The organism is Sneathiella marina, from assembly GCF_023746535.1.
GTDB lineage: Bacteria > Pseudomonadota > Alphaproteobacteria > Sneathiellales > Sneathiellaceae > Sneathiella > Sneathiella marina.
On sequence record NZ_CP098747.1, the window covers coordinates 4,017,657 to 4,041,928 of the forward strand.

Sequence of the window (24,272 nt, forward strand, 5' to 3'; positions counted from 1 at the left end):
AAATGGTGACATTTACCCGCTTCTATACCCCAGTGACAGTTAAGTCAGGAAATCTGAATTTTCCAATTCATATAAAGAAACCCCAATCAACTCGGGTTGAATGTCTACTGCATGATCGCCATCAAAATCGATACGGAAATCATTGGTGCTTTCCTCAGCATTAGCCTGCGCACCAGAGGCTTCCTCAATAAATTCTTCATCACCAACGGTACCAGCTGGCTCCGAAGCCATTACATCAAATGAGAACTTTTCATCAGAGTCGGCATCAATGTCGGAATTCGCAACTTGTTTGCTAGAAACCTGACTATTGTCATTTTCATCAGTAAACTCAATAATGTCCGAGCCTTCTTCTGCTGTAAATATGCCAAACCCTGCTTCGGTATTCGCTGAAGCATCTGATGTGTCAGTATCATTTTCTTTCAGTGCATTAACATCTGCACCTGCTGACAAGCTAGAAGCTATTTCGAAATCATCTGGATCTACTGAATAACGATCCAGAGTATTCGTAAATACACTGCTATACGCAAGCTGGTCACCGGAGGCACTTGTTTCTGCAAGCACATTATTTGTGAGTGTAATGGAAGAGTCGTCGCCATTAGCCCTAATATCATTCGAGACATTATTCTCGATTTCGGCATTTTCTACGTCAAAGGCACCTATCCATACAGGGTTCTCTGTACCCGGAGGAGAAACAACCGTATTGTCCCTAATTTCCAAGCCATCAGCATGGTAGACGCTAATGCCATGATATCCTGACTGATAAACTACATTGTTTTCAATGAGAACATTTTCGTATTGAGATCCAGATTGAGAGTTTAGGAAAATTCCCTGGGCATCGTCTCCATCTCCCTGCAAAATCATATTATCACGAATAATAATATCAGAATTTGCCTGTTTCCCATTTTGACCATAGAACTGAATAGCATTTAAAGAGCCGCTCGTTGAATACATGTCAGTGATTGTATTCCCTGAAATTTCTACTCCTTGGACGGTAGAAAATGAAAAGCCCTTGGAGCCAATATCATGCACATTATTGTCAGAAATGTTTAAATCTTGCGAGTTACGCACATTAGTGCCGATGCCAAGATTACTAAATTCGTTACCAGTCACGTCAATACCAGTTGAGTTTGACACAGACAGACCATAAAAATTGTCCGCCAGTGATTGACCCTCATTACCAAACTGATTATTTTTCAGGACGATATCCGAACTTCTCTGTATTGAAGTAAGATGTTCACCCCAGGAACCAATAGGATCGTCATCTGAGTAGATCGCAAGTTGCTCTATTGTAATATTGGAAGAATTATTAACATAGAGATTTTCAAGATGCGCCGGGCTCCCTGAATCTGCAGATATAATTGTTACCGGCGTGTCAAAATTAAAGTTCCTTAAACTAACACTACCGTAATCACCGGAGAGCAAAGTTATCACTTCGCCCCCACTCGCATTTTTCATCGCAGCCATAAGTTCAGCTGCACTGCTTACCTCAATTACGTTACCACCGGATTGATTGTCGTTAGTGTCGTCCGTATCATCATTTGATTGCGGCTCATCTTGACCATTGATAAATACTTCAACTTCCGTCTCTACTCCGCTTGCAGTTTTAACGACGAATGTTTCTGTTAAATTTTCACCTGTGTCCAATGCTTGGATTTGCGAAGAATCTACGGCGGTATAGCTCCAATTACCTTCTGTATCGACAGAAAAATTACCATGTTCCCCTGTCAGGTTTTCCGCTAAGAATTCTTCGTTTCCACTGCCGCCGTCTATATCAAGATCCCCAGATGTAGTTAGAGAGCCGTCTTCTACAACAGAGCCAGAAGTATCACCAGATACGGTTACTTCGACTTGATCCTGGTTATCGGACTGATCGTCTCCGTCACCAGAATTATCTGTTGTGTCGTCTGTTGTGTCGTCTGTTGTGTCGTCTGTTGTGTCGTCTGTTGTGTCGTCTGTTGTGTCGTCTGTTGTGTCGTCTGTTGTGTCGTCTGTTGTGTCGTCTGTTGTGTCGTCTGTTGTGTCAGTATCTTTCAGTGCATTAATATCTGCACCTACTGTCAAGCTGGAATTTACTTTGAAATCATCTGGATCTACTGAATAACGATCCAGAGTATTCGTAAATACACTGCTATACGCAAGCTGGTCACCGGAGGCACTTGTTTCTGCAAGCACATTATTTGTGAGTGTAATGGAAGAGTCGTCGCCATTAGCCCTAATATCATTCGAGATATTATTCTCAATAACGGTATTTTTTACTTCAAAACCACCTATCCATACAAAGTTCTCAGTATCTGGAGGAGATACAACCGTATTGCCTTTAATTTCAAGTCCATCGGCACGATAAACGCTAATGCCATGATATCCTGACTGATAAACCACATTGTTTTCAATGAGAACATTTTCGTATTGAGACCCAGGCTGGGAGTTCAAGAAAATTCCCTGAGCATCCTCTCCATCTCCCTGCAAAATCATATTATCACGAATAATAATATCAGAATTTGTTGGTCCGTCAGCGTAGCCTTGGAACTGAATATGGTCAGAATGATCACCAGCCATAGGATACATGTCCGAGATCGTATTCCCTGCAACCTCAACCCCCTGGACACCGGAAAAATGCAGACCATCAGAGCGTATATCGTGAATATTATTATCCGATACGTTCAAATCCTGTGAATAAGAAAAATGAGCACCATAGCCGAGATTACTAAACTCGTTACCGGTCACGTCAACACCAGTTGAGTTTGACACAGACAGACCATAAAAATTGTCCGCCAGTGATTGACCCTCATTGCCAAACTGATTATTTTTTATGACGATATCGGAGCTTCTCTGTATTGAAGTAAGATGCTCTCCCCAGGAACCAGAAGCTCCGTCTTCCGAATAGACCGCCAATTGTTCTATCGTGATATTGGAAGAATCGTAAATATATAGATTTTCCAAATGTGCCAGATTCTCAGAATCCGCAGAGGTTATCGTAACCGGCGTATCAAAATTATAATTACTTAGACTAACACTACCATAGTCACCGGAGAGCAAAGTAATTACATCACCCCCACTAGCATTATTCATCGCCGCCAAAAGCTCGGCTGCGTTGCTTACCTCTATTACATTTGAATCTATAGAACTCATTTTGTTATATTCTCCTAAAGCGCAGCCCAGAATATTAAGCTTCGCACCTATATAAATTAGGGTTTTAAAAAGTAAGTGAAAAGTACTAACAAATAGTTACTGTTTTCAATTATTAAATAAAATAAAAAATATATCTTAAGTTAAATAAAATTTTATATAATTATTTAATCAATAATATTTGTGATTATTTATATATTTATAGTATTTGATAAAAAAATTTATAAATATTCTAGTAATAAAAATAAATAAATTTCATAATTATTATAAATACACAAATTTAGATAAACTTATACTAACAAATTTCGAACTCACTTTCATTTCATACTCTGTTTATTTATCAAAAACCTTCGATAAAAATCCTAGAAGACAGATGTCCTTCTGCAGTCTATTTATCAAAGGAAATCTTGGCCGAATTAAGACAAGATTACGAAGATACTAAGAAAACTGCTTTGAAATTGGTAAATTGTAGTTTGACGGGAAAAGTACTTATGGACCATACGAAATTAGGAGTGTTTTGTTCTACCGCACAACTCAGTAAATTTACGCGAAATACTATGGTATTTATACTCTAGGTTCGAGCATACATAGGTCAGGTTGTAGAAGACAATGCTCACCAGCCGGTACACACCATCGACACAGGAGTGTGAGGAAAAAGATCTTCGCTTCCCTAAACCCGCAGACTCTCAGCTTTCATGAAGTTTGATAGTCTTGCGTTCTATCCGATACTGCCTACTGAACATTTGGAAAATAATTTTCTTACCTATTGTTTAAGATATATTCAATATTGAATTGAATACTATAGTTGTGAGTTTAAATGTTATTTAGCAGGAGATAGATTTTGGCGGATGTATCATCGCGGGGAGCGGAGTTCGATCTGGAAAAAGATACAGTCACATTTGAGAATTTAGCCTCAATCCAATGGGATGTCATAGTTATCGGGACCGGTATGGGGGGCGGAACAATAGGCCATCAACTTGCCCAATCGGGTATGAGAGTTCTCTTTTTGGAGATGGGTGAAGCACTGAAGCCAGAAGCAGTTCAATCAACTTCGTTTTTTAATAAAATTCGAAAACAGTTTGACGATGATCTCAAGGCAACTGAGTTGAAAAATGCGGGCCGATTGAATGAGAAAATTACCGTTGCAAAAGATGGGTCGACGTTCAAACGATATTTGCCGTTGGGAAGTGGCCCCGGTGGCTCGACAGCTATTTATGGGGCAGCCCTAGAACGTATGAAGCGTATTGACTTTGAATGCTCTATCAAAAACTTCGATTCAGAAAAGACAAATATTCCCCAGAAATGGCCCTTAGATTTCGACGAATTTTGTCAATATTATACAAGAGCGGAGATAATGTACCGCGTCAAAGGAACACGAGACCCCCTGGACGCTGATGATATCGGGGAGCTTCCTCCTCCACCGCTAGCCTGTAAGCGTGATGAAGCGTTGCTAAAGACTTGGGTGGATAAGGGGCTTCACCCATACAAAATGCATGTCGGGATTGGATATATTGAAGGTTGTAATGAGTGTTTAGGGAAAGTCTGCGCAAGAAATTGCAAATCAGATGCCCTGACCGACGCCTTAACTCCCGCTATACAGAAATATGATGCGCAGCTTTTAACTAATTGTAAGGTGCTAAAATTGAACGCCGATAAAACAAGCGCGCAATCCGTATTGGCATTACATGATGGAGAAGAAAGAGATCTAAGTGCTAAAATAATTGTCGTCTCAGCCGGTGCAATTGGTAGCCCCGGCCTTCTTTTAAATTCATCATCCGAGCATTGGCCAAACGGATTGGGAAATGACAATGATCAAGTGGGTCGTAATTTGATGTTTCATGCCAGTGACTTTTTCGCCGTTTGGCCCACTAAACCATCCAGCCTCGATGGCCCAAAAAAAACCATTGCGCTCAATGATTTATATGTTCACCAGGACAGGAAACTTGGATGTTTTCAATCTGTGGGAGTGAATATAGAGCAAGGGCACATCTTTCAGTATTTCACAGAAAAACTCCAGAGATGGAACTGGCCTCTAAAAAATATTTCTTTGCAATTGATGAGAGTACCAGCTTATTTCGCGAGCTTCTTTTTAAGAAACGCTGCTATTTTCGCTTCGATCATAGAAGACTATCCTTATGAATTTAATCGAGTAAAACTGGAAACATCCAGCAAATTTGGAGTCAGCATAGAATATAGATCCTCCGCTGAATTAAAAGAGAGAACAAAACTCTCAAGAAAAGCAATCATGGATTTAATAACTCCATGTAAATCGCTTTTACTAACTGGTGCGGATAATTTAAATTTTGGGCATTCTTGCGGTACTTGCAGGATGGGCGTGTCTGAAAAAAATTCTGTAATTGATACAAGTTGTAAATTACATGGAATGGAAAACATCTATGTTGTAGATGCGTCTTTCTTCCCAACGAGCGCCGGTGTAAATCCCAGTCTTACCATTGCCGCAAACGCTATAAGAGTTGCAGACCTGATTGTGGAAAAATGGCCCGATTTGGTCCGCAAATAGACAAAATTTAACGGCCTTTAGTAAGCGCTGTAATTTTTTCGCTAAACGCATGCTTTAGCAGTATCTTAAGGCCAAGGTTCGGAAGCACTTCTCTTCCAGAAGAATAGGATCTTCCGGAAGGGCTGCCGGATGGCCTATCGATCAATTTTTTTACTGGTAAATATGCTTTATCAGGAGCCCCACCTACATCGCTCATTGCAGATTCCGTCTTATCTGGAAGAAACTCATTGATTAGAACATTTGGTTTGTTGAGTGTGTCAATTTCTCTGGCGATTGCCCTGGTCAACACGTGAACGGCTCCTTTTGAAGTGCTATAGGCGGCGGACATTACTATTGGATTTAGGTCCGCAAGAGATCCAACATTAATTATACGGCCATATTCCTTTTCAAGCATCCCGGGGAGAACTAATCGGCAACAATTTGCCATTGCATTCAAGTTAATATTTATTGTCGAGGCCCATTCTTCTGGTGTGGTATCTAAAAACCGTTGTTTGGGATAAACCGCCGCATTATTTATAAGTATATCGAGCGAGTCATGGCGGTCGATAATTTCATTCACTATCTGTGACATTGCTGTAAAATCAGCTATATCCGCTGCATAATAGTCAAATTGACCATCCAACGCGATAGCCTTTGTGCCTTTTAGATTTTCTGCGTCTCTACCTACCCCAATGACAGTAAATTTATCATTTGCAAAGCCAATACTTAGAGCTCTCCCAATACCGCTTCCTGCTCCAGTTACCAAAATGACTTTTTTTGACATTTTTGATCTACTTTCATTCGATCAGGGCATATTTGCCCTTTTTATGATCAGGCCTTATTCTCAAATTAGAAGTATTTTATAAGCCATATTCGCCAAAGTGTCGATAATTCTATACCGGGGAAAGATATGGTTTACGAGTAGGATTTAGAGCCACCTCTTAAAATCAATATACCCCAGTGATAAGGGTTACAAAGAATGAGCTACCTAACTTCAGAGAAGCTCAAGATCATCTGTTTTGTGGACGCACCATCCTACTCACCAAACATATACTGCACAAACTTGGCATCCCGAAACAATTGTCTATCGATGGGGCACCTGATTTCTCACAGGAGGGATTGACGCGCTTAAAGATCAAGCTTTCTGGCTAACCGCTAACTAAATCTGATTTCCAGTTAATATACGACATCCCCTCTGTGGTCTCGCATTCAAGAAATTAGAGAATAGATTTTAGTTTGGAACAAAGGATGGCAGTACACCAAACAGTTCTTCTGAAAATTTGGTAAGTTCTTGGTCTGCTAATACTTCCGACATTGTTGATTCTATCGGCATATACAATCTAATTAGAGCACCGTCTGTTCTCGCAGATGTCATGCCCCCCAACAAGAGATTGAGCTTTGCTTTATATTCGTTCGCAATATATTTCCCGCGCTGTTGGAACCAGTAGTAAACTAGAAGTTTACTTTCCCCTCTGCTAATCAGAACCCTATTCACAGGTACGCTCAGATCACCATTTTTCAGTTCAATCTCAGTTATATTGTCAATTTCCCAACCACCTGAAGGTATGCAGACGCGTGGAGAATGTGGAGTATTGCTCGCAGATTGTTGTTCGTAATATCCAATAAAGAGAGTAATAGGAGGCTTTGCCTTTGACCGATAATGACCCAGGAAATAGTCGCTCATATTCAGAATTGTCTGCTCTACTCCAGGAAGAATATCTTCCTCTGCAATCATGTTATTTATCTTCAAAGGAAAGCTTGTAAACTGGCGCCGATCAGGAACTTCCGGTTCAATATTTCGCACAATTAACACGGAAATTATCATTGCGGCACATAATACGCCGCCACATATTATCGGGGCAATTGGTGTTGGTTTTTCAACAACTGCCTCCGCTGGAACCGACACTTTCAGAACGCCATGTCCAATTGTCGATTTTTCCTTCTTATTTAGCGTCAAATAGCAAATTACCATCATGACCGTGAACGAAACAAGGAAAAATACCCACCCTTCGAAAAGATGAAAAAAACCATCTGAAACAGCTGTATCTGTCCAGTCTGCAATAGCCCCGGTAAGAAAAATGCGGACACTATTCATAACGATTGAAACCGCAGCGGCGATAACGACGAATAAACCGCGTTTCCACAGAGGTATATCAAATATCATACCGGCCATTACGCCCAGTCCGATCATCGGATATAAATACCTCAACCCGGCGCAGGCCTCAACTACTGCTAGCTTGATCGTTCCCATATCGATGATGTTTCCATCTTGATAAACGGAAAGCCCGGCTGCACGCAGCATGACAACACTCATGTCTGTCGAAAGAAGTTGAAGGCCATGTGTCAAATTTGCATTTAGAAAAGCAGGTGGCGGAACAACAAAGGGAAGCAAAATTAGAGACGGCAAGATATATCGACCATATGTAACACCGCCAAACACCAGAAATAGGCCAAATATTAGCAAAAACAGGCTAAGATGCCTTAGATTCTCGATGCCTGATTTAACTGCCAGCGCATATATGAATATGGCAACCGCGCTTAATAGTACACCTATCCAATTTCCTCTCGTATCATAAGTCTCTAGAAGGGTACGTCGCGCCCATAGCAGATATAGTGAAACAGCTAGCATTAAGGGTCCATGGCTGAATTCTTCAAGATTCATCCAATCATCCCAAAGCAATTCACCGTCTGGAAGATACAATATGAAAACCAGAGCAATCAATGCTGGTAGAGCAAGCTTCGTCCAATTCATTCTTTGCGCTGTCAACTCCATGAGTTCCTCATAACTTACCTTACATCACTAACGCTCGATACATTCAGCTTATCTTATTTTCCCGCCGCATTAGTAATAGTAGCCGGCAGATTTCTCATCCGATTTGTTAAATACCACACCTAGTAAATTGTGGGCCTGCAACTGACGGCGGCATTCGGTCACATCGGATTTCTTGGTCTCTCCGCTAGCAACGACAAGGAGTATACAATCAACCTGTGGGATAAATGCAATAGAGTCGTCTGTTGACAATAGGGGAGGAAGATCAAAAATACAGATCCGTTTTTCATACCTATCCCTCAAATCCATAACCAATGACTTAACTTTTGGAGACGTCAGAATCTCAGTTGATTTTCGAATAGCATCATGGTTCTGCAAAACCACAAACCGTGGGATACCGGGATTAACTAAAGCATCATTAAACTCAATTTTCTCGTCCAGATAATCTGACAAAGTATTATTATCCGGCAAACCCAAATATACCCCTACTCGAGGCCGCCGAAGGTCAAAGTCTGCCAATAATGCGGTATAATCTGTTTGCTTCGCAATACTCAAAGCCAGATTAATAGAAACAACGGTTTTACCACATTCCGGTGTTGGCGACGTAATTGCAAGCGTACGCCAATTATTTGCCTCCATTTTTGCAAGTACCTGGGTTCTCAAAATATCGAAACTAATGGAATTTGGATCTTCACTATCAAGAGTGATAATTCTGCTTTCCTCTAGATGTTTCATATCAAGGTCGACAACGCGCGTTTGCTGATACTTAATATCTCCGCTTTCAGGCACAATCGTGGCTGTTTTCGACGTCGTAGGACTCTTAGACGGTATCCGCTCGATATCGGGATTTTGCTCTTTTGCTTTTGCAATCGCTTCTTTTATACGTTCCACATCAAACCCCTAAAGTAGTGAAATTCTAAGTTTGTCTAACGCAACCCAGGCTTTGTAAAATAAAGTATCCAACGGTTGGTAGAGAAAGTGAACGGCAACCAAAGCGACAATAACAAACATGAACGGCGCCAAAATATATAAAACTAACTTGGTACGACGTTTACCCATTTCCGTAGGTGTCACTATATACGGAATGGAGACGATCGGAGGATGTTTAAGTATTGCCTCTAACTCGGAAGCACTTCTTATTCTTTGATCTAAAAGCTCAATTAGAACAACAAAGCCAGCACCAGCAGCAAATGCAAGGAAACTTCCAATGCCCATGATTTTGAGCCTGTCAGGTCGAACAGGTTCGGTTGGAACGATTGGAGGTTCCAACAAAATAAACCGTTCCGCCTTCTTGTCCTCTTCGAGGTTTTGTGAAAGCTGAGCTTGTGCTTGCTTTGATTCCAAAACATTAAACTTTTCGAGAATATCGCCATAGGTTCGATTTAGAACACTCAGTCCACGTTCAACCTGCGGGATTTCAATAATAATTGCCTCAATTTCTGCGACCTTCCGCTTGGCCTTTTCAATTTGACGACGTCCTTCGGAAATTTTTCCATCTATTGATTCAATGCGAATCTCCAGCTTTTCTAGCAGAGGATTATATGTGGATCCCGCGGCAGATCCCTCACTAGCAGCCAACCTTGCTGCGTTCTTATCTTCTTCCAGCTGTTGTTGCTCCAAGGCTACAATTCGTTTTTTTAGTGCCTTAATATTGGGGTGAGATTCAGTTAATCGAGTAGACGCATCCAGTAATTCCTTCTTCAAGGTTTCAATATTTTCTTGAAGTTCAGATTGAACAATTTCGCCACCAGAACCTGTTCTGCCTGTTTTCGCCGCAGTCAGTTCTATTTGTAGATAACGTTTTTCTTCTTCCAGTGCGCGAATTTCACGAATGTATTCTCTTAAGTCAGTCTCTGATCGCTCCAACATTCTTAATCGAAGGTCCAAATGCTCCGGAAGAGCATCGCGGTATTTTTGCTTATACGCGACAATGTCATTCTCAGTTTTCGTGAGTGCATCACGTAATTTCTGGGTTTCAGAATTTAAAAATGCTGTTGTTTCCGTTGCCCGAGCTGTTCGCGTTTTAACATTTTCACTTAAGAACAAAGTAATGAGCTCATTGGCAACATTAGCGGCAATCTTTGGGTTTTCATGATCGAATGAAAGCTGAAATGCTATCGTTGTGCTTCCCCGTCGATTTCCAGAGACTTCTGATGTGATGACGTTGATATTAATTTGCTCTTGCATTCTTTCAATCAATTCAGAAACCGGCAGTCTTTGTCTATCCGCCCCAAACACATCAAATTTATCTATGATTTGTAGAAGGTTCCCGCGTGTCATGACACGTTGCTTAATGATTGTAATTCTTTGGTTTGCGTCTGACGTAATCGATGATTGAATAAGATCCGAGGGAATTTGTTGAGTCTCAACAAGAATTGTACCGGTCGATTCATAAACCGGTTTCAAAAATAATATGACACCGATACAAACCACCAATATTGTTAAAAAGGGTATCAGAAAGAAAACATATCGGCGTTTCGCCGCACCTAAAATTCGCCCGAAATCTATCGGCGATGTTTCTTCCTCTTGGAACACATAATTTTGGCTCATCACTTATGCTCGAATTCTTTATCTGATAAAACTAATGGTAATGGCTTATTTAATACTGTTTGAATCGAGATTTTCACAATTCGTTTTGTTTACGATTATTGAGAGTAATCTTTAAACTTAAAGAGTTAATTATTAGTTGGTATTCCTATAAAAAAGCACAATGTTGCGCAAAATTTTTCGATTTCCAATTTTGTAGTTTACGTTAGAGCGATGTCCAATATACGGCAAAACAAAAAAAAGAGAGAGTGAAATCTGTATCTACACTAAATCGGGTTTATTCGATTTCAAGTATCTCCAGGGGTTAAACGTCAATAAGCGTTTTTATTGACGAAGCCGACAAAAGCGGTCATTGCAAGTATCTGTAAATCAAAAAATAGCGACCAGTTTTCAACATAATAGGTATCGTAGTTAACTCTGGCTTCCATTTTTTCCAATGTGTCAGTCTCACCGCGAAACCCTTTAACTTGAGCCCAGCCTGTGATACCGGGTTTAACTTTATGTCGTGCAAAATATCCGTCAATGAGCTCTGAATATTCTTCGTTATGATCAATGGCGTGAGGACGTGGACCAACAAGTGACATATTACCAATGACAACGTTAAAAAGCTGAGGCAGTTCATCCAAGCTTGTTTTTCGAATAAATTTTCCAACACGGGTTATTCGGTCGTCATCTTTGGTTGCCTGAAGCGTCACGCTTGTGTCCTGTGTCGTCGGACGCATTGACCGAAATTTATAAATTTCGAATATTTTATTATTGTAACCATAGCGTTTCTGTTTGAAAATTACCGGGCCCTTACTATCCAAGCGAATAGCGATCGCGACACATAGCAGGATTGGCGCGAAAGCCAGTACAAGTAATAAACCGAGTATCCTGTCTTCCATAGCCTTAACGACAACTTTAAAGCCGGAAAGCGGTGAATCGACAACTTCAATCATCGGTACACCACCAAAGTGGTTAGGAGAAGGTTGGTAGGGAAAACGAAAACCAACCAGATCGGAAAGCAAGTGGACGTGCGCAGGGAGTTCCCGCAATCGGCCAACAATTTCTATTTGCCGCTCATCTGCATTCCAGGGAAGAGCGACAATAATATCATCAACGTGATTATTGCGGACAAAATTCACAAGCGCATCAATATTTCCAAGAAGCAAATGCCCTCCGACGGTCGGCCCAACACGGCCAATACGATCATCAAAAATACCGACAACTTGATTAATAGCGGGTTTTTCTGTTGCCAGCTCTGCGAGTAAACGTTCCGTTTGCATGCCGCTGCCAATAATTACGACATTTCGCGTACAGATACCCTTACCTGCCAAGTACGAAATTACAAAATAACCGACTACGCGGGAAGTCATCACAAGACCAAATGTAGTCAGCCCAAAACTATACATCCATATTCGTGAAAAATCTTCCGAGACCTTTAGCGAAAAGGCAACTGCGAGTAACAACATGAAAGATGTCAGGCAGGCAATCGCCAGCTTCGGGATATTCAATAAGGGGGCCAGAATTGTGGAAAAGGAGTAAATACCTGCATAACGCCCCAAAAAGAAAAAAATCAGCCAGATAAAGCAAATCGCAAATAGATATCCATCATGTAACAAAAGACTCCCGCCAACGACAAAGGTATAAGATAAATAGCCCGCGAGAATTATCCAAAGAGAATCCAAAAAACTGAAAATTGACGACAAGACATTAGACGACAAAGGATATCCGCCTCCAATTTTTGTCTGGCCTGGTATAGACGTCTCGTCAGTAAACTTATTCAACGTTAGTTACCCTTGAAATTGCAGTAAATATTATGACTATCGTCTGTCTAAAATAATGAACAACATGCTTTTACGGTGCTGTACATATATATATTAAATACTGTTAAAAATTTATAAACACTAACTTGTTGATTGAAAGCAATTTATTGAGATGAAACTAAATTACCCGAAACTTTTCTTTTACGTATGGATCATCGGCATCGGTGTTGTTACCTATTTCTCTCTAACGCCGGTCAATCACTCTCCAGATCTTGGTTTTCTAGTATATGATAAAATCCTGCATCTATCATGTTATTTCATTTTGTCAGTTATCGCCTGTCTTGCTGCAAACTCGTGGAACAAGCGTTACTTACTCAGCTTCATGACGCTGCTAGTAGGTATAGGGATAGAATTTCTGCAACCCCTTACTGGGCGCAGCTTCGAAACGGCCGATATGATTGCAAATTTGTTCGGAATCCTTATGGCTATTTTCTTGGTAAAAATTGTTCTAAAGCGCTTTCCATCGTTCAATTCACTTTAAATATAAACCCTACCTCAAACCTCTGTCCCATAATTGAACATGCACACCAAACTTGTCTTCACGTACTGACAAGCTCGCCGTTTCAAGTTGCCAGGAAAGTGTCAGAGGGTTCTCAACTTTATGGGGTGCTCCGTATTTATTCTCAAATTCCTCAATGATTGCTAGATCCGCCACTTTCATCTTGGGGAATGTTGCATCAATTTTCCAAATCCTATGACCCATATCCGGCGCCGTAAAATTGATTCGGTAAGTCACCCTTTGTGAAGTATTTCCGCGAACAACACAGACATACCGAGAGATAGCACCCGTTTTTGAATCTCCATATCTACTTTCAGCAGCACAGGATGTCGTCTCTGGCTGTCCGTCATTAATATCTTCATTTCCCAGCCTATACCCAGTGTTTTCCAATAACGCGAGATGCAATATTCCGCTCGTTTCTGTCTGCGGAGGAGGGGCCACACAACTCATAAGTAGAAGTGACAATCCAAAGAGGAAAGCATTGTTGATTACATTTTTAGGATGGCAAATCTTTTTGAGCGCCGTCATTCTCATATTCAAAATTCCCTCTAAGTCATGTGAAGCTATCAAAGAAGAGCCCATTTAAATAACAAGATTTTCTATGAGGCTAACTGGTCCCCCATTGACCGGTATAATTCTTTTCGAACTTCCTGAACAATTTTCATAGGATCCTCAAATCGCCTGATTTGATCGAAAAGCACTGATGATTGTCCATAAGTTCGGCCCAACAGCTTAATCCATTGCTTTAATCGGCCCATTTGTCGATTTTCATTTTCCATGGATTTCGTCAAATTATAGTAGTCAATAATCAGATTTAGAATTTTTGGCCAGTCGAATAAGCCCAACTGAAAAAATTGTTCCCCCTCAGTTGATATTTCAAGACCAAGGCTAGGCCGTGCTATTACACCACGCCCAACCATCACATGCGCGCATCCACTTAGTGCCAAACATTGTGAATAGTCATCCTTCGTCCATATTTCTCCGTTTGCCACTACTGGAATTTCTAGCTTCTCTGCCAATGGTTGCAAATATTCCCAATGGGCGGGTGCCCGATATCCCTCAAGTTTTGTGCGCGCATGGACAGTCAGCTTCGACGCACCTGCACATTCGATCGCCAGGGCATTTTCGAGCGCCAAAGATTTTTCCGAAAACCCCAGTCGCATTTTGGCACTAACCGGAATGCTTGCTGGTACGGCGCGGCGAACCGCCGAGACTATTTCGTTTAATCGGTCGGGCCATTGCAATAGGGTGGCCCCAGCATCATGGCGATTTACGGTTTTCGCCGGACAGCCAAAATTTATATCTATTCCCGGTGCACCCAATTCTGCAACGTAAGCAGCGTTTTCTGCCATAACAGAGGGTTCACCGCCCATTATTTGGACGTGAACGGGTACGCCTGAAGATGTCTTGCCTCCGGTTAATAATTCCGGGCAATTACGATAAAAAACCGCAGCAGGAAACAAATGCTGGCTTACACGAACAAATTCCGACACACAAAGATCAAAGCCGCCGATGCCCGTCAGGAGCTCCCGCATATAAACATCAACAACGCCTTCCATTGGGGCAAGTGTTACCGTCGTCACCCTTGTTTTTCCTTTAACCGTGCAAATTTATTGTTCTGACATATTTCGATGCTAGAATAGTGCTTATACAAAATGATTATAAAAGAAGGAACTGTCATAGGGGCGGTTCGCAGTTAAAGGAAGTATTATATGAGTGAGTTTCTGTCTGCAACAGGCAATAATCACGGAAATGCTACAAATTTACAGGAGTTTACTGACGCCGAAGAAGCCGTAGCCCACATTAAAAGAATTTACGACGAAAATATAAAAAAGGTAAAATCCCGTTTTGCCGCCTTTGAGGCAGGTGACAAATCCTCTACAGCCTCGCCGGCATTTTATCCTTATCTCGGGTTGACCATCGAAACAGGCGATATCAATTTAAGCGGAAAACGCGCGTACGGAAATATAGATGCAGCGGGAACTTTCGGCACAACTTTGACGCAACCAGATTTGTTCGAAAGTTATTACAAGGAACAAATAAATCTAATACTGGAAAATCACAAACGGCCTGTTTTTGTTGGGGTCGGCGCGCGGCCAATGCCGCTACCATTTGTCATCGAAGCGGCGTCTTCCGGTGTTTCTGCAGATGATATGCAGGCGTTGCAAACTATTTTCTCCATGCCCGAGCTTGCAAATATAAATGATAGCATCGCGAACGGGACCTATGTTCCCGTTGAAGACAAACCCAGACCGCTGTCCCTCTTTACAGCAGAAAGAGTAGATTACTCCCTGCTCAGGCTTGCACATTATACAGGGACGGCACCAGATCATTTTCAGAGATTTGTTCTGTTTACCAACTATCAAAGATATGTGGATGAATTTATAGAGTACGGAAAGAGTCAGATTTCAAATGGTGACGAATATCGAGCCTTTGTCGAGCCAGGAAACGTGATAACCCCCAATACCGCTTTAACCGACAGCCCGCCAACCGGAAAGGCACCCAATCATTTACCTCAGATGCCTGCCTATCATCTTATCCGGGACAAACATATGGGCATTACTCTGGTAAATATTGGAGTTGGGCCGTCGAATGCAAAAACAATCACAGATCACATAGCTGTCCTGCGGCCGCATTGCTGGTTGATGATTGGTCACTGCGGCGGATTGAGACGAACACAACGTCTCGGTGATTTCGTCCTCGCCCATGCATATGTCCGCGAAGATCACGTCTTGGATGAAGATATCCACCCTTCTGTGCCCCTTCCGGCAATTGCCGAAATACAGGTGGCGCTTACCGAAGCGGTTGCCCGCGCAGCGGATCCAGCAATAGACGGGGCCGGGTTGAAGGAACATTTTCGAACAGGTACCGTTTATACGACTGATGACAGGGATTGGGAGCTTCGGCACAAAGAACTTGCGATCCGATTTAACCAGTCTCGCGCAATCGCTGTTGATATGGAGTCCGCAACAATCGCTGCGAATGGATTTCGATTTCGGGTTCCATACGGAACCTTGCTATGCGTGTCTGACAAACCAATTCACGGAGAAATTAAACTTCCGGGAATGGCCAATAAATTCTACGAAGACAGAACCGCAAAACATCTTCAGATTGGTATTGACACATTACGACATCTTCGGATTGGCGGCGTAGAAAGCTTGCATTCCAGAAAGTTGAGGAGCTTCGACGAACCGGCCTTCAGATAATTGTTAGCTAGCTTTAATATGGGGCAAGATCAAGTCGGCCAAATGTTCACATAGCGCCGGCGAAAGATCATGCCCCATACCTTCAACCAACTCCAGCTGGGCATCAGGAATTAAACGCGCCGTTTCTTTTCCAGCTTCCGACAGGACCAAAGGATCTTCCGTCCCATGGATTACTAACGTTGGGGTTGTTATACTGGGCAATAAGCTCGCCCGGGAGGGCGATCCAAATACAGCCGCATATTGGCGGACATATCCAGCGGGGTAATAACATCTTTCCACACAGGCTCGAATATGATCTGTCAATTCCTCCCGGTTCCACCGGTATCCAGGGCTTCCAATCACATCATTGACATTGAGCCCAAAGGCAACGACATCTGAAAGATCCTCACTAGCAGGTGCCGACATCAAGACTGTAGTTGCTGCTGCACTCGGAGGCGGCAAGGCTGAAGAGCCACTACTCGACATAATCGATGTCAGTGAGTTAAGGCGTTCCGGATAATGAATTGCCACTAATTGGGCAATCATGCCGCCCATGGACATGCCGATCAAATGAACAGTGTCAATCGAAAGAGCATCCAGTATGCCCACAACATCCTCCATCATATCCGTTAGAATATAGGGAAGATCCAGGGCAGTACCCTCTTTTATATTTTCCCCCAGGGCCACTAGATCCGGAACAGGCATTTCCTCAAGTTTCTGGGAAAGGCCTATATCTCTATTGTCAAAACGAAGAACGAAAAACCCGTTTTCAGCCAGCCGTTTGCAAAAAGTCAAAGGCCAGTCGATCAGTTGAAACCCGAGACCCGCAACAAGAATTATGGCAGGGTCTGATGGCGTCCCGAATGTTTCATATTCCAAAACCAATCCATTGCTTTTTACCTTCGACATGATCCCGTTCCACCTCTAAATAACATTTCAGCTTCGTAAACCGGCCTATTCTGCGCACAAAAAAGCGGACCAATTGGCCCGCAAAATTGCAATTCGCGCGAATTTTCTCTGTCAACTAACCCGCAGACTTGATCCATTCTTCTATCTGGCCTTTAGGTGATGCGCCAACTTTGGTTCCGGCAATTTCGCCATCTTTAAATAACATCAAAGTAGGAATACCACGTACACCATATTTAGTCGGCGTATTCGGATTCTGGTCAATGTTAATTTTTGCAACTGTAAGAGCGCCTTCCATTTCATTGGAAATCTCGTCAAGAGATGGGGCGATTGTCTTACAAGGTCCACACCATTCGGCCCAGAAATCAACAAGGACTAAGCCGGAGCTATTCAAGACATCTTCATCAAAGGAGCTGTCGGTGACTGTCGTAGTGGTCATAATTTCCTCATTTCCGGTAAAACTTGCGTTAGGTTGATCTGCGCCCCGGCAGAACACCATTCTGATGTTTATAATTACGTATTGTAATTGGTCTCGTCAAGAGACCTCGATCACAGAAGTGAATGAGGAAGCATCATTAAATGCGGCCCATCCGTCCATAACAGCGCTAATTTTATAGGTTTTCCGGGATACATTTGTGACATTGCTTGGTGATAAATACTCATTTGGCGTAAATACATTTTTGGAACATCGTCAATTGATCGCGGCGAAGGCCGGTTTGTTTTATAATCAACGATAAGTATCTCTTTTTCAGTAATTAACAAGCGATCGATCTGCCCTGACATGACTTGATCACCAAAAACACCGGTGACGGGTACCTCTGCCCTGCTCCCTTCACCGAATATTGGCCCAAAGCTCAAGTCATTGATCACCGCCAGAGTTTCCCGCAAAATCTCTTCTTGCGAATTTTTATTCAGGCCATGAACAGGACGCGAAAGCCAGTTTCTTGCAGTCTGCTCCCGTAATTTTGGTGTAACGGCTGGAAGGCTTTCCAATAACCGGTGGATTACAAGTCCGCGATGGAACCGCCGTCCGTTATCAGCTCCAAGCGGTGATCTAATTGGAGGTTCATCTTCCTCTCGGGACGGGGTCAGCGGATGCGGCAACATGGGTTCGTCCTGCGCAGGGCGTGCAACCCAGGGCGGAGATTTGATAGCAATGTCTGCCTTTTGCTTTTGTGAAGCTGCGACGGATGCGGGCGCCCCTGAGCTACGTCGACGGGCGACATCGCCCCAAGGCAATAAAATTTCCTCCACTCCCTCCTCAAATGCCCGATCGACCATCTCATACCAGCAATCCGGTGATCTTCGTTTTTTTCCTTCCCAGCCGCAAATGTAAAGCCGATCTTCCGCACGGGTTAAGGCCACATAGAGTAGCCGCTTCTTTTCATTTTGCTGGCGTTCCTTGGCAGTCGCCCTTGAGGCCGCCGAAAGCGGGTCATCATTCTCCGTTTTTGCCGGCCAAAGTGGTAGAGAATACTTATCATCAGTCCAAATTATCGGTGTCATGGCGCCAGAAGACTGACAGGTATCCGGCAAAAATATTATGGGTGATTGCAATCCTTTGGAGCCATGAACAGTTAGAATTCTGACCTCATCCCGACCTTGCTCCATATCCCTTTTGACATCCGCTGCGCCCGCCTCAACCCAATGCAGGAATGCCTGTAATGACGTCGCTTCTGTTCTTTGATAATTCAGGGCAAGAGACAAAAATTCTTCGATAGGATCCGCTGCCTCATCCCCTAACCGTGCCAGCAGTTTTCGTCGACCGCCGCCTTTGCCAAGAATATCGGCAAAAAATTCATAAACAGGTACATAATCTGCCTGCGCCAGAATGCTTCTTAAAAAAATACATGCCTCATCAAATACCTTCAGGCCCGATCTATTATCTCGAAGTGCCCGCCAAAGGCTTCCCTTCCGGCCAAAAGCCAGTTCGAAAAGTTGGTTGTCGTCGCACCCGACAAACGGACTTTTGAGAATTATCGCCAGATTAAGATCATCTTCTGGCAGCAAAACAAATTTCGCCAACGCCATCAGATCCATGACCGCTATTTGCTCGGTCAATACCATACGGTCGGTACCCGCAACGGGAATATTCTGCAGCTTCAACGCGCGCACAATATGGCTGAAAAATGCATTCCTTTTTTGCACGAGGATCATGATATCCTTTGGTGCTATGGGACGTCCATGAGCGCTCAATATCTCTTTTTCATCCAGCCAGAGCCGAATTTGTTGCGCAATGTTTTTTGCAAGCTGCGCCTCTGGCTTCGTATCAAGGCCCTGGGCTACCGGTATATCCCAAGGATTGGTGACATCTTGATCCGGATGCTTGACTGTTGGCCAGATTTCAACCAGGCCTGCGTCTCCCGCTCGCTTGACAAGATGATTGATCTCATCGCCAGACGACGTCAAGCCAAGCCGTGTTTCCGCATCTTCAAACACAGTATCGACTAAATCCAGAACAGCGTCCGTTGATCGAAAGGATAAATCAAGCGGGACTTTTTTCCAGGGTTTGCCGGAGTCATGCGCCTTCTGTTCAAAGCTGCGGCGCATGATATCAAACACCGCCGGATCTGCGCCTTGAAAAGAATAGATGGATTGTTTCTCGTCTCCAACGACGAATACAGTCCGATCTGATTGTGCTGCCCCCAAACCGTGAAAGAACTCTTCCGCCAATGCGCCAATAACCTGCCACTGATCTGGACTTGTATCCTGAGCTTCATCAACAAGAATATGTTCAATACCACCATCAAGCTTGAACATTACCCAGGGGGTCACATTTTCGCCTGAAAGCAGGTCTCGAGTTTTGAGTATCAAATCATCATAATCCAGCTTCCCTCGCCGGGTTTTTTCAGCCTCGTAAATATCCAGAAGAGCCAGCCCGAGACGCAGAAGGGCGACAGAATAAGTCAGCACTCGGACCTTTTTTTGATTTTCCATAACAATTTGCAATCGCTCAGCTTCACAAATCATGATCTCCAATATATCGGGTTGGCGGTCGATGGATTTTTTTGTCGCCAGGTTTTTCGCAGCTTTGATGCTGCCGTCTTTTGTCAGGAAAATTGATCTATATTCCGAAAAAAGCTTCTCTCTTTCCGCAGGCTGTGCCAACCAAGCCGACATTATACCTGCTCGCTTTACCTCAGAGTTCGTCCCGGCAAGTAGCACCTCACATGCCTGTCTCAACCCGGACCCGTCAAAAGCCTCTTCTTCCGTCGCCCTGCGGACTACATTTTCTTCCGTTTCCGAAAGCGCAACACCTAGGCGTCTCGACATTGTGTCAACGATTCCATTTACATCTGAATACTCTCTCAAAAGATGTTTTAGTCGGCTGCGATTTCCGCTCAGACTTCGAACGAGATCTGAAAAGCTACTTTCATTGATCTTTTCGCTTACCAGCTGCAATGCATTTGACAGATCTGCAGAGTCAGAGCTTTTGCTTAGCAGAAGTAGCCCATCACGGGCCGTTTGCATTATCTCGTCGGCTGTCCGCTCGTCCATCACTTCGAAATTTGGAGACAGGTTCGCTTCCAATGGAAACCGCCCCAGAATAGATTCACAAAAGGAATGAATTGTCTGGATCTTCAGCCCACCCGGTGCATCGAGGACACGGGCAAATAATTGTCGAGCTCTCAACTGCTCTGTACGGGAAGCAGGATGTCCTATCAAACCCATCAGTTCTTTTTCCAGCTCCTGGTCAGAAACAACGGACCAATCGCCAAGAGTGCTGTTCAAACGGTTTGCCATTTCAGCGGCGGCCGCTTTCGTAAAGGTTATACAAAGAATTTTCTCTGGCTGAGTGCCGTTCAACATTAATCTAAGGCACCGCTCTACCAGAACCCGTGTTTTCCCCGATCCAGCGGAAGCAGATACCCAAACTGATCGCTGTGGGTCTGCGGCCAGTTTCTGGCGTGAAATACCTTCGTCTATCATCGTGGCGAGTGTCATTCCGAAGACTCTCCACTCGACCATTCCTTTATTCTTGCAAGATGTTCGTAGTCATTATAACGACCATACAGATCCGGCCGCGGACGACATAAATAGGGCGTTGCCTGTTTATCAAAGAGAATAATTAACCTTTGCAATCCTTCATAAGCGGCATTCGCCAATTCATCAACGGACATATCCTTGCCTGCTGATCGCAGAGATCCGGGCGGATCCCCGCCAGTTACCTTGACAAAGGCCAGCTCCGTAACTGGGTCAATGTCTATGCCTGAAAACCCATGGCGGGCAATCATCGCAGCTTCCAGTGCCAATTGCGGCGCAACGCCAGTTTCAACTTCCTTTATGGAGGGAATGGATCCTGTTTTGTAATCCAATACTGAAATCGTGCCATCCTTATGCCGATCAATACGGTCCGCAGTCCCGCTTAAAATAAAATCTGCATAGGGCGCCGGAATTTTAATCTCGCCCTTAACCTCAACTTTCAACGTTCGATAATTCAGACGACGCACCGTTTCAAATTCAACGAACCAGTGGGCAATTTTCTCAAACCGAGGCCACCAAAAAGCCCAAACCGCCGGATAAGACAGAACATCACCGAAAGTCTCTCGTCCGATTTCAAGTAACTTCGCTTCCGCGTCCAGCGGCATTGCATCTGGATATGATCGAACAAATTTCTCAAGTGCCGCGTGAATAAAATTCCCTCTGTCGGCAGCACCCGGGTCTTCAGCAATATCCGCCAATGGCCGAACTTTCAAAATAGCATCGGCAAAGATCGAGTAGGGATCTTTTATCCATTTTTCAATCCGGGTTACGGATAAGCGGCGGGGCCGTGCGGTAACTGGTGGGGTCGGTCTAGGTGCAAAGCATGGTTCATAGGCATCCGGTTGATCTAGAAGACGCTGCCACGCCAAAACACCGATATCATCTGCACCGCCCAGCTTTAACTCAAATTTCTTCAATAAAGTTTCAATCCGCAATAGCCACCGTGAAGGAACGGTTGGTGTCCCATCTATTTTCTCCGCTCTTGTCAAAACAACTTCTTTTCCGCAGAAAGCCTGTTGAAAATCGTGAGCAGACAACCCTATTCGTCGCTCCGGCAGCGGAAGCTTAAAATCCTTTCGCATGGGCCGACTCATCCAGGGGTCGCTACCGGTTTCAGGTGGCCATACCCCTTCATTCAATCCTCCTAAAACAATAAGATCTGCCCGCTGTAGCCGCCCCTCCAACGGTCCCCAAATCTGTAATCTGGGATGTTGTCCGAATTTCCTGCGGACCATTCGGCCGGTCATCAGATTGTCGAGTAGTTCCGGCCATGCTGCTGGTGAAACGCTGCCCATTACAGGCGCCGCCCGCAATAACTCAGACGTAAAATTAGCAGCTGCATCTCCGAAAGTGCCCTCCCAGAGTAAGGAATTGTCTGATTCAGCCGGCGTTGAAAGTTTCTCGGCAAAGCGAAAATAAACTTTCAGAAAGTCAGCGAAGTCGACCTCTTTTCGCCGAGACAACTGAAATATTTCTTCTCCGGCCACCAAAAGGCCATCGAACCAATGGAATATTTCTTTGGAAAACGAACTCTTTCCCTCCCCGCTCACATTCTTGAGCGCTCTGGCAATGCCGTCTAAACCTGTATCAGGAGCGGGGCCCCGTAAAACGCCCATTTCCAGCTCGCGGACATGTCGGCGGAATTTTTCAGGCGTTTCTTGAAAAGTTGCAAGCGGGTGTTTCATCGCTGCTAGAAACGAAATGGGAGCCGCTTTGTCGGCGATCATGCGCGCCACCAATCTCAGGAAAACCCCCGGGGGTGACTGATCAAGACTGGTTCCGGCGCTATCATCAACTTCGACACCCCAGCGCAACAACTCTGCGCAAACACGCCGGGAAAGGTCACGGTCCGGTGTAATGAGCACAGCTGTTTTCGCCGGTGTTTCCAAAGTTTCCCGCAGAAGCAACGATATTGCTTGCGCTTCCGCTTGCGGGTCCAGACAATCGAATTTACGAATATTGCTCAATGATTCAGCGATCGGAGGACGGGCTTTTTGCCACAATTCTGTTGATGCCGCCGGGCGCAATGCTTCACTGAGAAACCGCGCTCGTGCCGTTATAACGGACCGCGCTGCCTCGTCTTGTAAATCAGCGACATCATCTCGATCCAACTTCAAACGACTAAGTAAGTTTGCTAATCCGTACTGGGCGTGAGTAGGATCCTCTTTCACCAGTTCCCAACTGGCTTGATCCAGATGACGGTCAAGTCCTGGAAGGACAACACAACCCTTCGGCAGCATCGAGACTGTTTTCAACAAACTGGCTGTTGCTGGAATGGAACCCGTAGACCCAACTGCATAAACAGGACCATTGGGGGGAAATTTGGTCCAATATTCCGATTGTTCGTGAAGCAGAAGGTCTCGGCGAAGGGCGGGGTCAATACACCCTTCTTCTTTTAGTAATTCTGGCCAGGCGCTACTGATAATTTCCAGAAACTCGAGGGTAATTTGCCAATGAGCAGCATACTCCTCAGGAACAAGGTCTACCAGACTCTTCAGGTCAAGGCCTTCAGTTTGAACCTGATCCAGCAATCGCGCTAGCTCGCGCGCCAAACCAACAGACTGACCAATTGTCGTGTTTCCATCCGCCCGCGCATCAATAAGCCGGCTAAGCAGCAACTGTCGCCTGAGAGGTTCAATTGCAGGCGGTAACCCAAGGATTTTTTCTCCGATGTCCTCGAAGTTAAAATCTGCTTCCAGAAGCAATTCATCCTCGTCAACATCTCCAATCGGGCGCATTGCGGGCAGCATAAGCGGTCGCCCCTCTGTTTCCCGTAAAAACGACTGCTGGAGGGCCCGAGCTGCACGCCGGGTTGTTGTTAATATTGTGACCGTACTCAATTCACCTGGTGTGGCGCCATGGCGTCGCAATAGCTCCTTGGCAAGAACATCCACAAAGGAAAATTCAGGAGGAATGTTTAGAACTTGAGGTATGCGAGGGCGGCCCATTA

Annotated in this window: 15 protein-coding genes; 3 read left to right on the top strand and 12 right to left on the bottom strand. The window is 44.2% G+C overall.

All coding sequences use genetic code 11. The features are described from left to right. Nucleotides 1-39: 39 nt before the first annotated feature. Complete coding sequence (locus NBZ79_RS19340; protein ID WP_251934303.1) at nucleotides 40-3,129, bottom strand: right-handed parallel beta-helix repeat-containing protein; 3,090 nt, start codon at nucleotides 3,127-3,129, stop codon at nucleotides 40-42. 838 nt (nucleotides 3,130-3,967) lie between these two features. Between NBZ79_RS19340 and NBZ79_RS19345 the strand changes: the two genes are divergently transcribed. Next, a complete protein-coding gene (locus NBZ79_RS19345) occupies nucleotides 3,968-5,647 on the top strand; it encodes a GMC oxidoreductase (protein WP_251934304.1) in 1,680 nt (559 codons plus the stop codon). 7 nt (nucleotides 5,648-5,654) lie between these two features. Here NBZ79_RS19345 and NBZ79_RS19350 read toward each other — a convergent pair whose 3' ends face one another. From NBZ79_RS19350 to NBZ79_RS19370, 5 genes are all read right to left on the bottom strand, one after another. Further along, nucleotides 5,655-6,410: an SDR family NAD(P)-dependent oxidoreductase gene (locus NBZ79_RS19350; protein WP_251934305.1), complete on the bottom strand. Its 756-nt coding sequence runs from the start codon at nucleotides 6,408-6,410 to the stop codon at nucleotides 5,655-5,657. A 447-nt stretch (nucleotides 6,411-6,857) separates the two neighbouring features. Continuing rightward, nucleotides 6,858-8,378 carry a VPLPA-CTERM-specific exosortase XrtD gene (xrtD, locus tag NBZ79_RS19355; protein ID WP_251934306.1) on the bottom strand — a complete coding sequence of 507 codons (1,521 nt, stop codon included), beginning with the start codon at nucleotides 8,376-8,378 and terminating at the stop codon, nucleotides 6,858-6,860. Nucleotides 8,379-8,468: 90 nt separating this feature from the next. Then, nucleotides 8,469-9,287, bottom strand: a complete 819-nt coding sequence (locus NBZ79_RS19360; protein WP_251934307.1) for a CpsD/CapB family tyrosine-protein kinase — start codon at nucleotides 9,285-9,287, stop codon at nucleotides 8,469-8,471. Nucleotides 9,288-9,296: 9 nt separating this feature from the next. Further along, entirely contained in the window at nucleotides 9,297-10,946 is a 1,650-nt protein-coding gene (locus tag NBZ79_RS19365; RefSeq protein ID WP_251934308.1) for a hypothetical protein, read from the bottom strand. 308 nt (nucleotides 10,947-11,254) lie between these two features. Next, the gene (locus tag NBZ79_RS19370; RefSeq protein WP_251934309.1) at nucleotides 11,255-12,709 is read right to left on the bottom strand and encodes an undecaprenyl-phosphate glucose phosphotransferase; all 1,455 of its coding nucleotides are present in this window, start codon (nucleotides 12,707-12,709) and stop codon (nucleotides 11,255-11,257) included. A gap of 151 nt (nucleotides 12,710-12,860) precedes the next feature. Between NBZ79_RS19370 and NBZ79_RS19745 the strand changes: the two genes are divergently transcribed. Further along, the gene (locus tag NBZ79_RS19745; RefSeq protein ID WP_420854551.1) at nucleotides 12,861-13,229 is read left to right on the top strand and encodes a VanZ family protein; all 369 of its coding nucleotides are present in this window, start codon (nucleotides 12,861-12,863) and stop codon (nucleotides 13,227-13,229) included. A gap of 9 nt (nucleotides 13,230-13,238) precedes the next feature. On the opposite strand, the gene NBZ79_RS19375 is transcribed toward NBZ79_RS19745, so the two are convergent. Together NBZ79_RS19375 and NBZ79_RS19380 are read right to left on the bottom strand one after the other, a co-directional pair. Next, nucleotides 13,239-13,829: a hypothetical protein gene (locus tag NBZ79_RS19375; protein ID WP_251934310.1), complete on the bottom strand. Its 591-nt coding sequence runs from the start codon at nucleotides 13,827-13,829 to the stop codon at nucleotides 13,239-13,241. Between the two features lie 17 nt (nucleotides 13,830-13,846). Beyond that, nucleotides 13,847-14,830, bottom strand: a complete 984-nt coding sequence (locus tag NBZ79_RS19380; protein WP_251934311.1) for a tRNA dihydrouridine synthase — start codon at nucleotides 14,828-14,830, stop codon at nucleotides 13,847-13,849. A 129-nt stretch (nucleotides 14,831-14,959) separates the two neighbouring features. On the opposite strand from NBZ79_RS19380, the gene NBZ79_RS19385 reads away from it, so the two are divergent. Next, complete coding sequence (locus NBZ79_RS19385; RefSeq protein ID WP_251934312.1) at nucleotides 14,960-16,453, top strand: AMP nucleosidase; 1,494 nt, start codon at nucleotides 14,960-14,962, stop codon at nucleotides 16,451-16,453. A gap of 3 nt (nucleotides 16,454-16,456) precedes the next feature. Here NBZ79_RS19385 and NBZ79_RS19390 read toward each other — a convergent pair whose 3' ends face one another. The 4 genes from NBZ79_RS19390 to addB all read right to left on the bottom strand — a co-directional run bounded on the left by NBZ79_RS19390 (nucleotide 16,457) and on the right by addB (nucleotide 24,270). Then, nucleotides 16,457-17,341 (bottom strand): alpha/beta fold hydrolase, encoded by an 885-nt coding sequence (locus NBZ79_RS19390; protein ID WP_251934313.1) that lies wholly within the window; start codon nucleotides 17,339-17,341, stop codon nucleotides 16,457-16,459. A 115-nt stretch (nucleotides 17,342-17,456) separates the two neighbouring features. Beyond that, a complete protein-coding gene (gene trxA / locus NBZ79_RS19395) occupies nucleotides 17,457-17,777 on the bottom strand; it encodes a thioredoxin TrxA (protein WP_251934314.1) in 321 nt (106 codons plus the stop codon). A gap of 110 nt (nucleotides 17,778-17,887) precedes the next feature. Continuing rightward, nucleotides 17,888-21,283 carry a double-strand break repair helicase AddA gene (addA, locus tag NBZ79_RS19400; RefSeq protein WP_251934315.1) on the bottom strand — a complete coding sequence of 1,132 codons (3,396 nt, stop codon included), beginning with the start codon at nucleotides 21,281-21,283 and terminating at the stop codon, nucleotides 17,888-17,890. After that, nucleotides 21,280-24,270, bottom strand: coding sequence for a double-strand break repair protein AddB (gene addB, locus NBZ79_RS19405; protein WP_251934316.1), 2,991 nt, complete (start codon nucleotides 24,268-24,270; stop codon nucleotides 21,280-21,282). Before addB ends, addA begins: the two co-directional genes overlap by 4 nt. Between the last annotated feature and the right edge of the window lie 2 nt (nucleotides 24,271-24,272).

Coding starts and splice junctions, on each gene's coding strand:
- NBZ79_RS19340 (WP_251934303.1), bottom strand. CDS start 3,129: ATGAGTTCTATAGATTCAAATGTAATAGAGGTAAGCAACGCAGCCGAG.
- NBZ79_RS19350 (WP_251934305.1), bottom strand. CDS start 6,410: ATGTCAAAAAAAGTCATTTTGGTAACTGGAGCAGGAAGCGGTATTGGG.
- xrtD (WP_251934306.1), bottom strand. CDS start 8,378: ATGAATTGGACGAAGCTTGCTCTACCAGCATTGATTGCTCTGGTTTTC.
- NBZ79_RS19365 (WP_251934308.1), bottom strand. CDS start 10,946: ATGAGCCAAAATTATGTGTTCCAAGAGGAAGAAACATCGCCGATAGAT.
- NBZ79_RS19745 (WP_420854551.1), top strand. CDS start 12,861: ATGAAACTAAATTACCCGAAACTTTTCTTTTACGTATGGATCATCGGC.
- NBZ79_RS19375 (WP_251934310.1), bottom strand. CDS start 13,829: ATGGGCTCTTCTTTGATAGCTTCACATGACTTAGAGGGAATTTTGAAT.
- NBZ79_RS19385 (WP_251934312.1), top strand. CDS start 14,960: ATGAGTGAGTTTCTGTCTGCAACAGGCAATAATCACGGAAATGCTACA.
- NBZ79_RS19390 (WP_251934313.1), bottom strand. CDS start 17,341: ATGTCGAAGGTAAAAAGCAATGGATTGGTTTTGGAATATGAAACATTC.
- trxA (WP_251934314.1), bottom strand. CDS start 17,777: ATGACCACTACGACAGTCACCGACAGCTCCTTTGATGAAGATGTCTTG.
- addA (WP_251934315.1), bottom strand. CDS start 21,283: ATGACACTCGCCACGATGATAGACGAAGGTATTTCACGCCAGAAACTG.
- addB (WP_251934316.1), bottom strand. CDS start 24,270: ATGGGCCGCCCTCGCATACCTCAAGTTCTAAACATTCCTCCTGAATTT.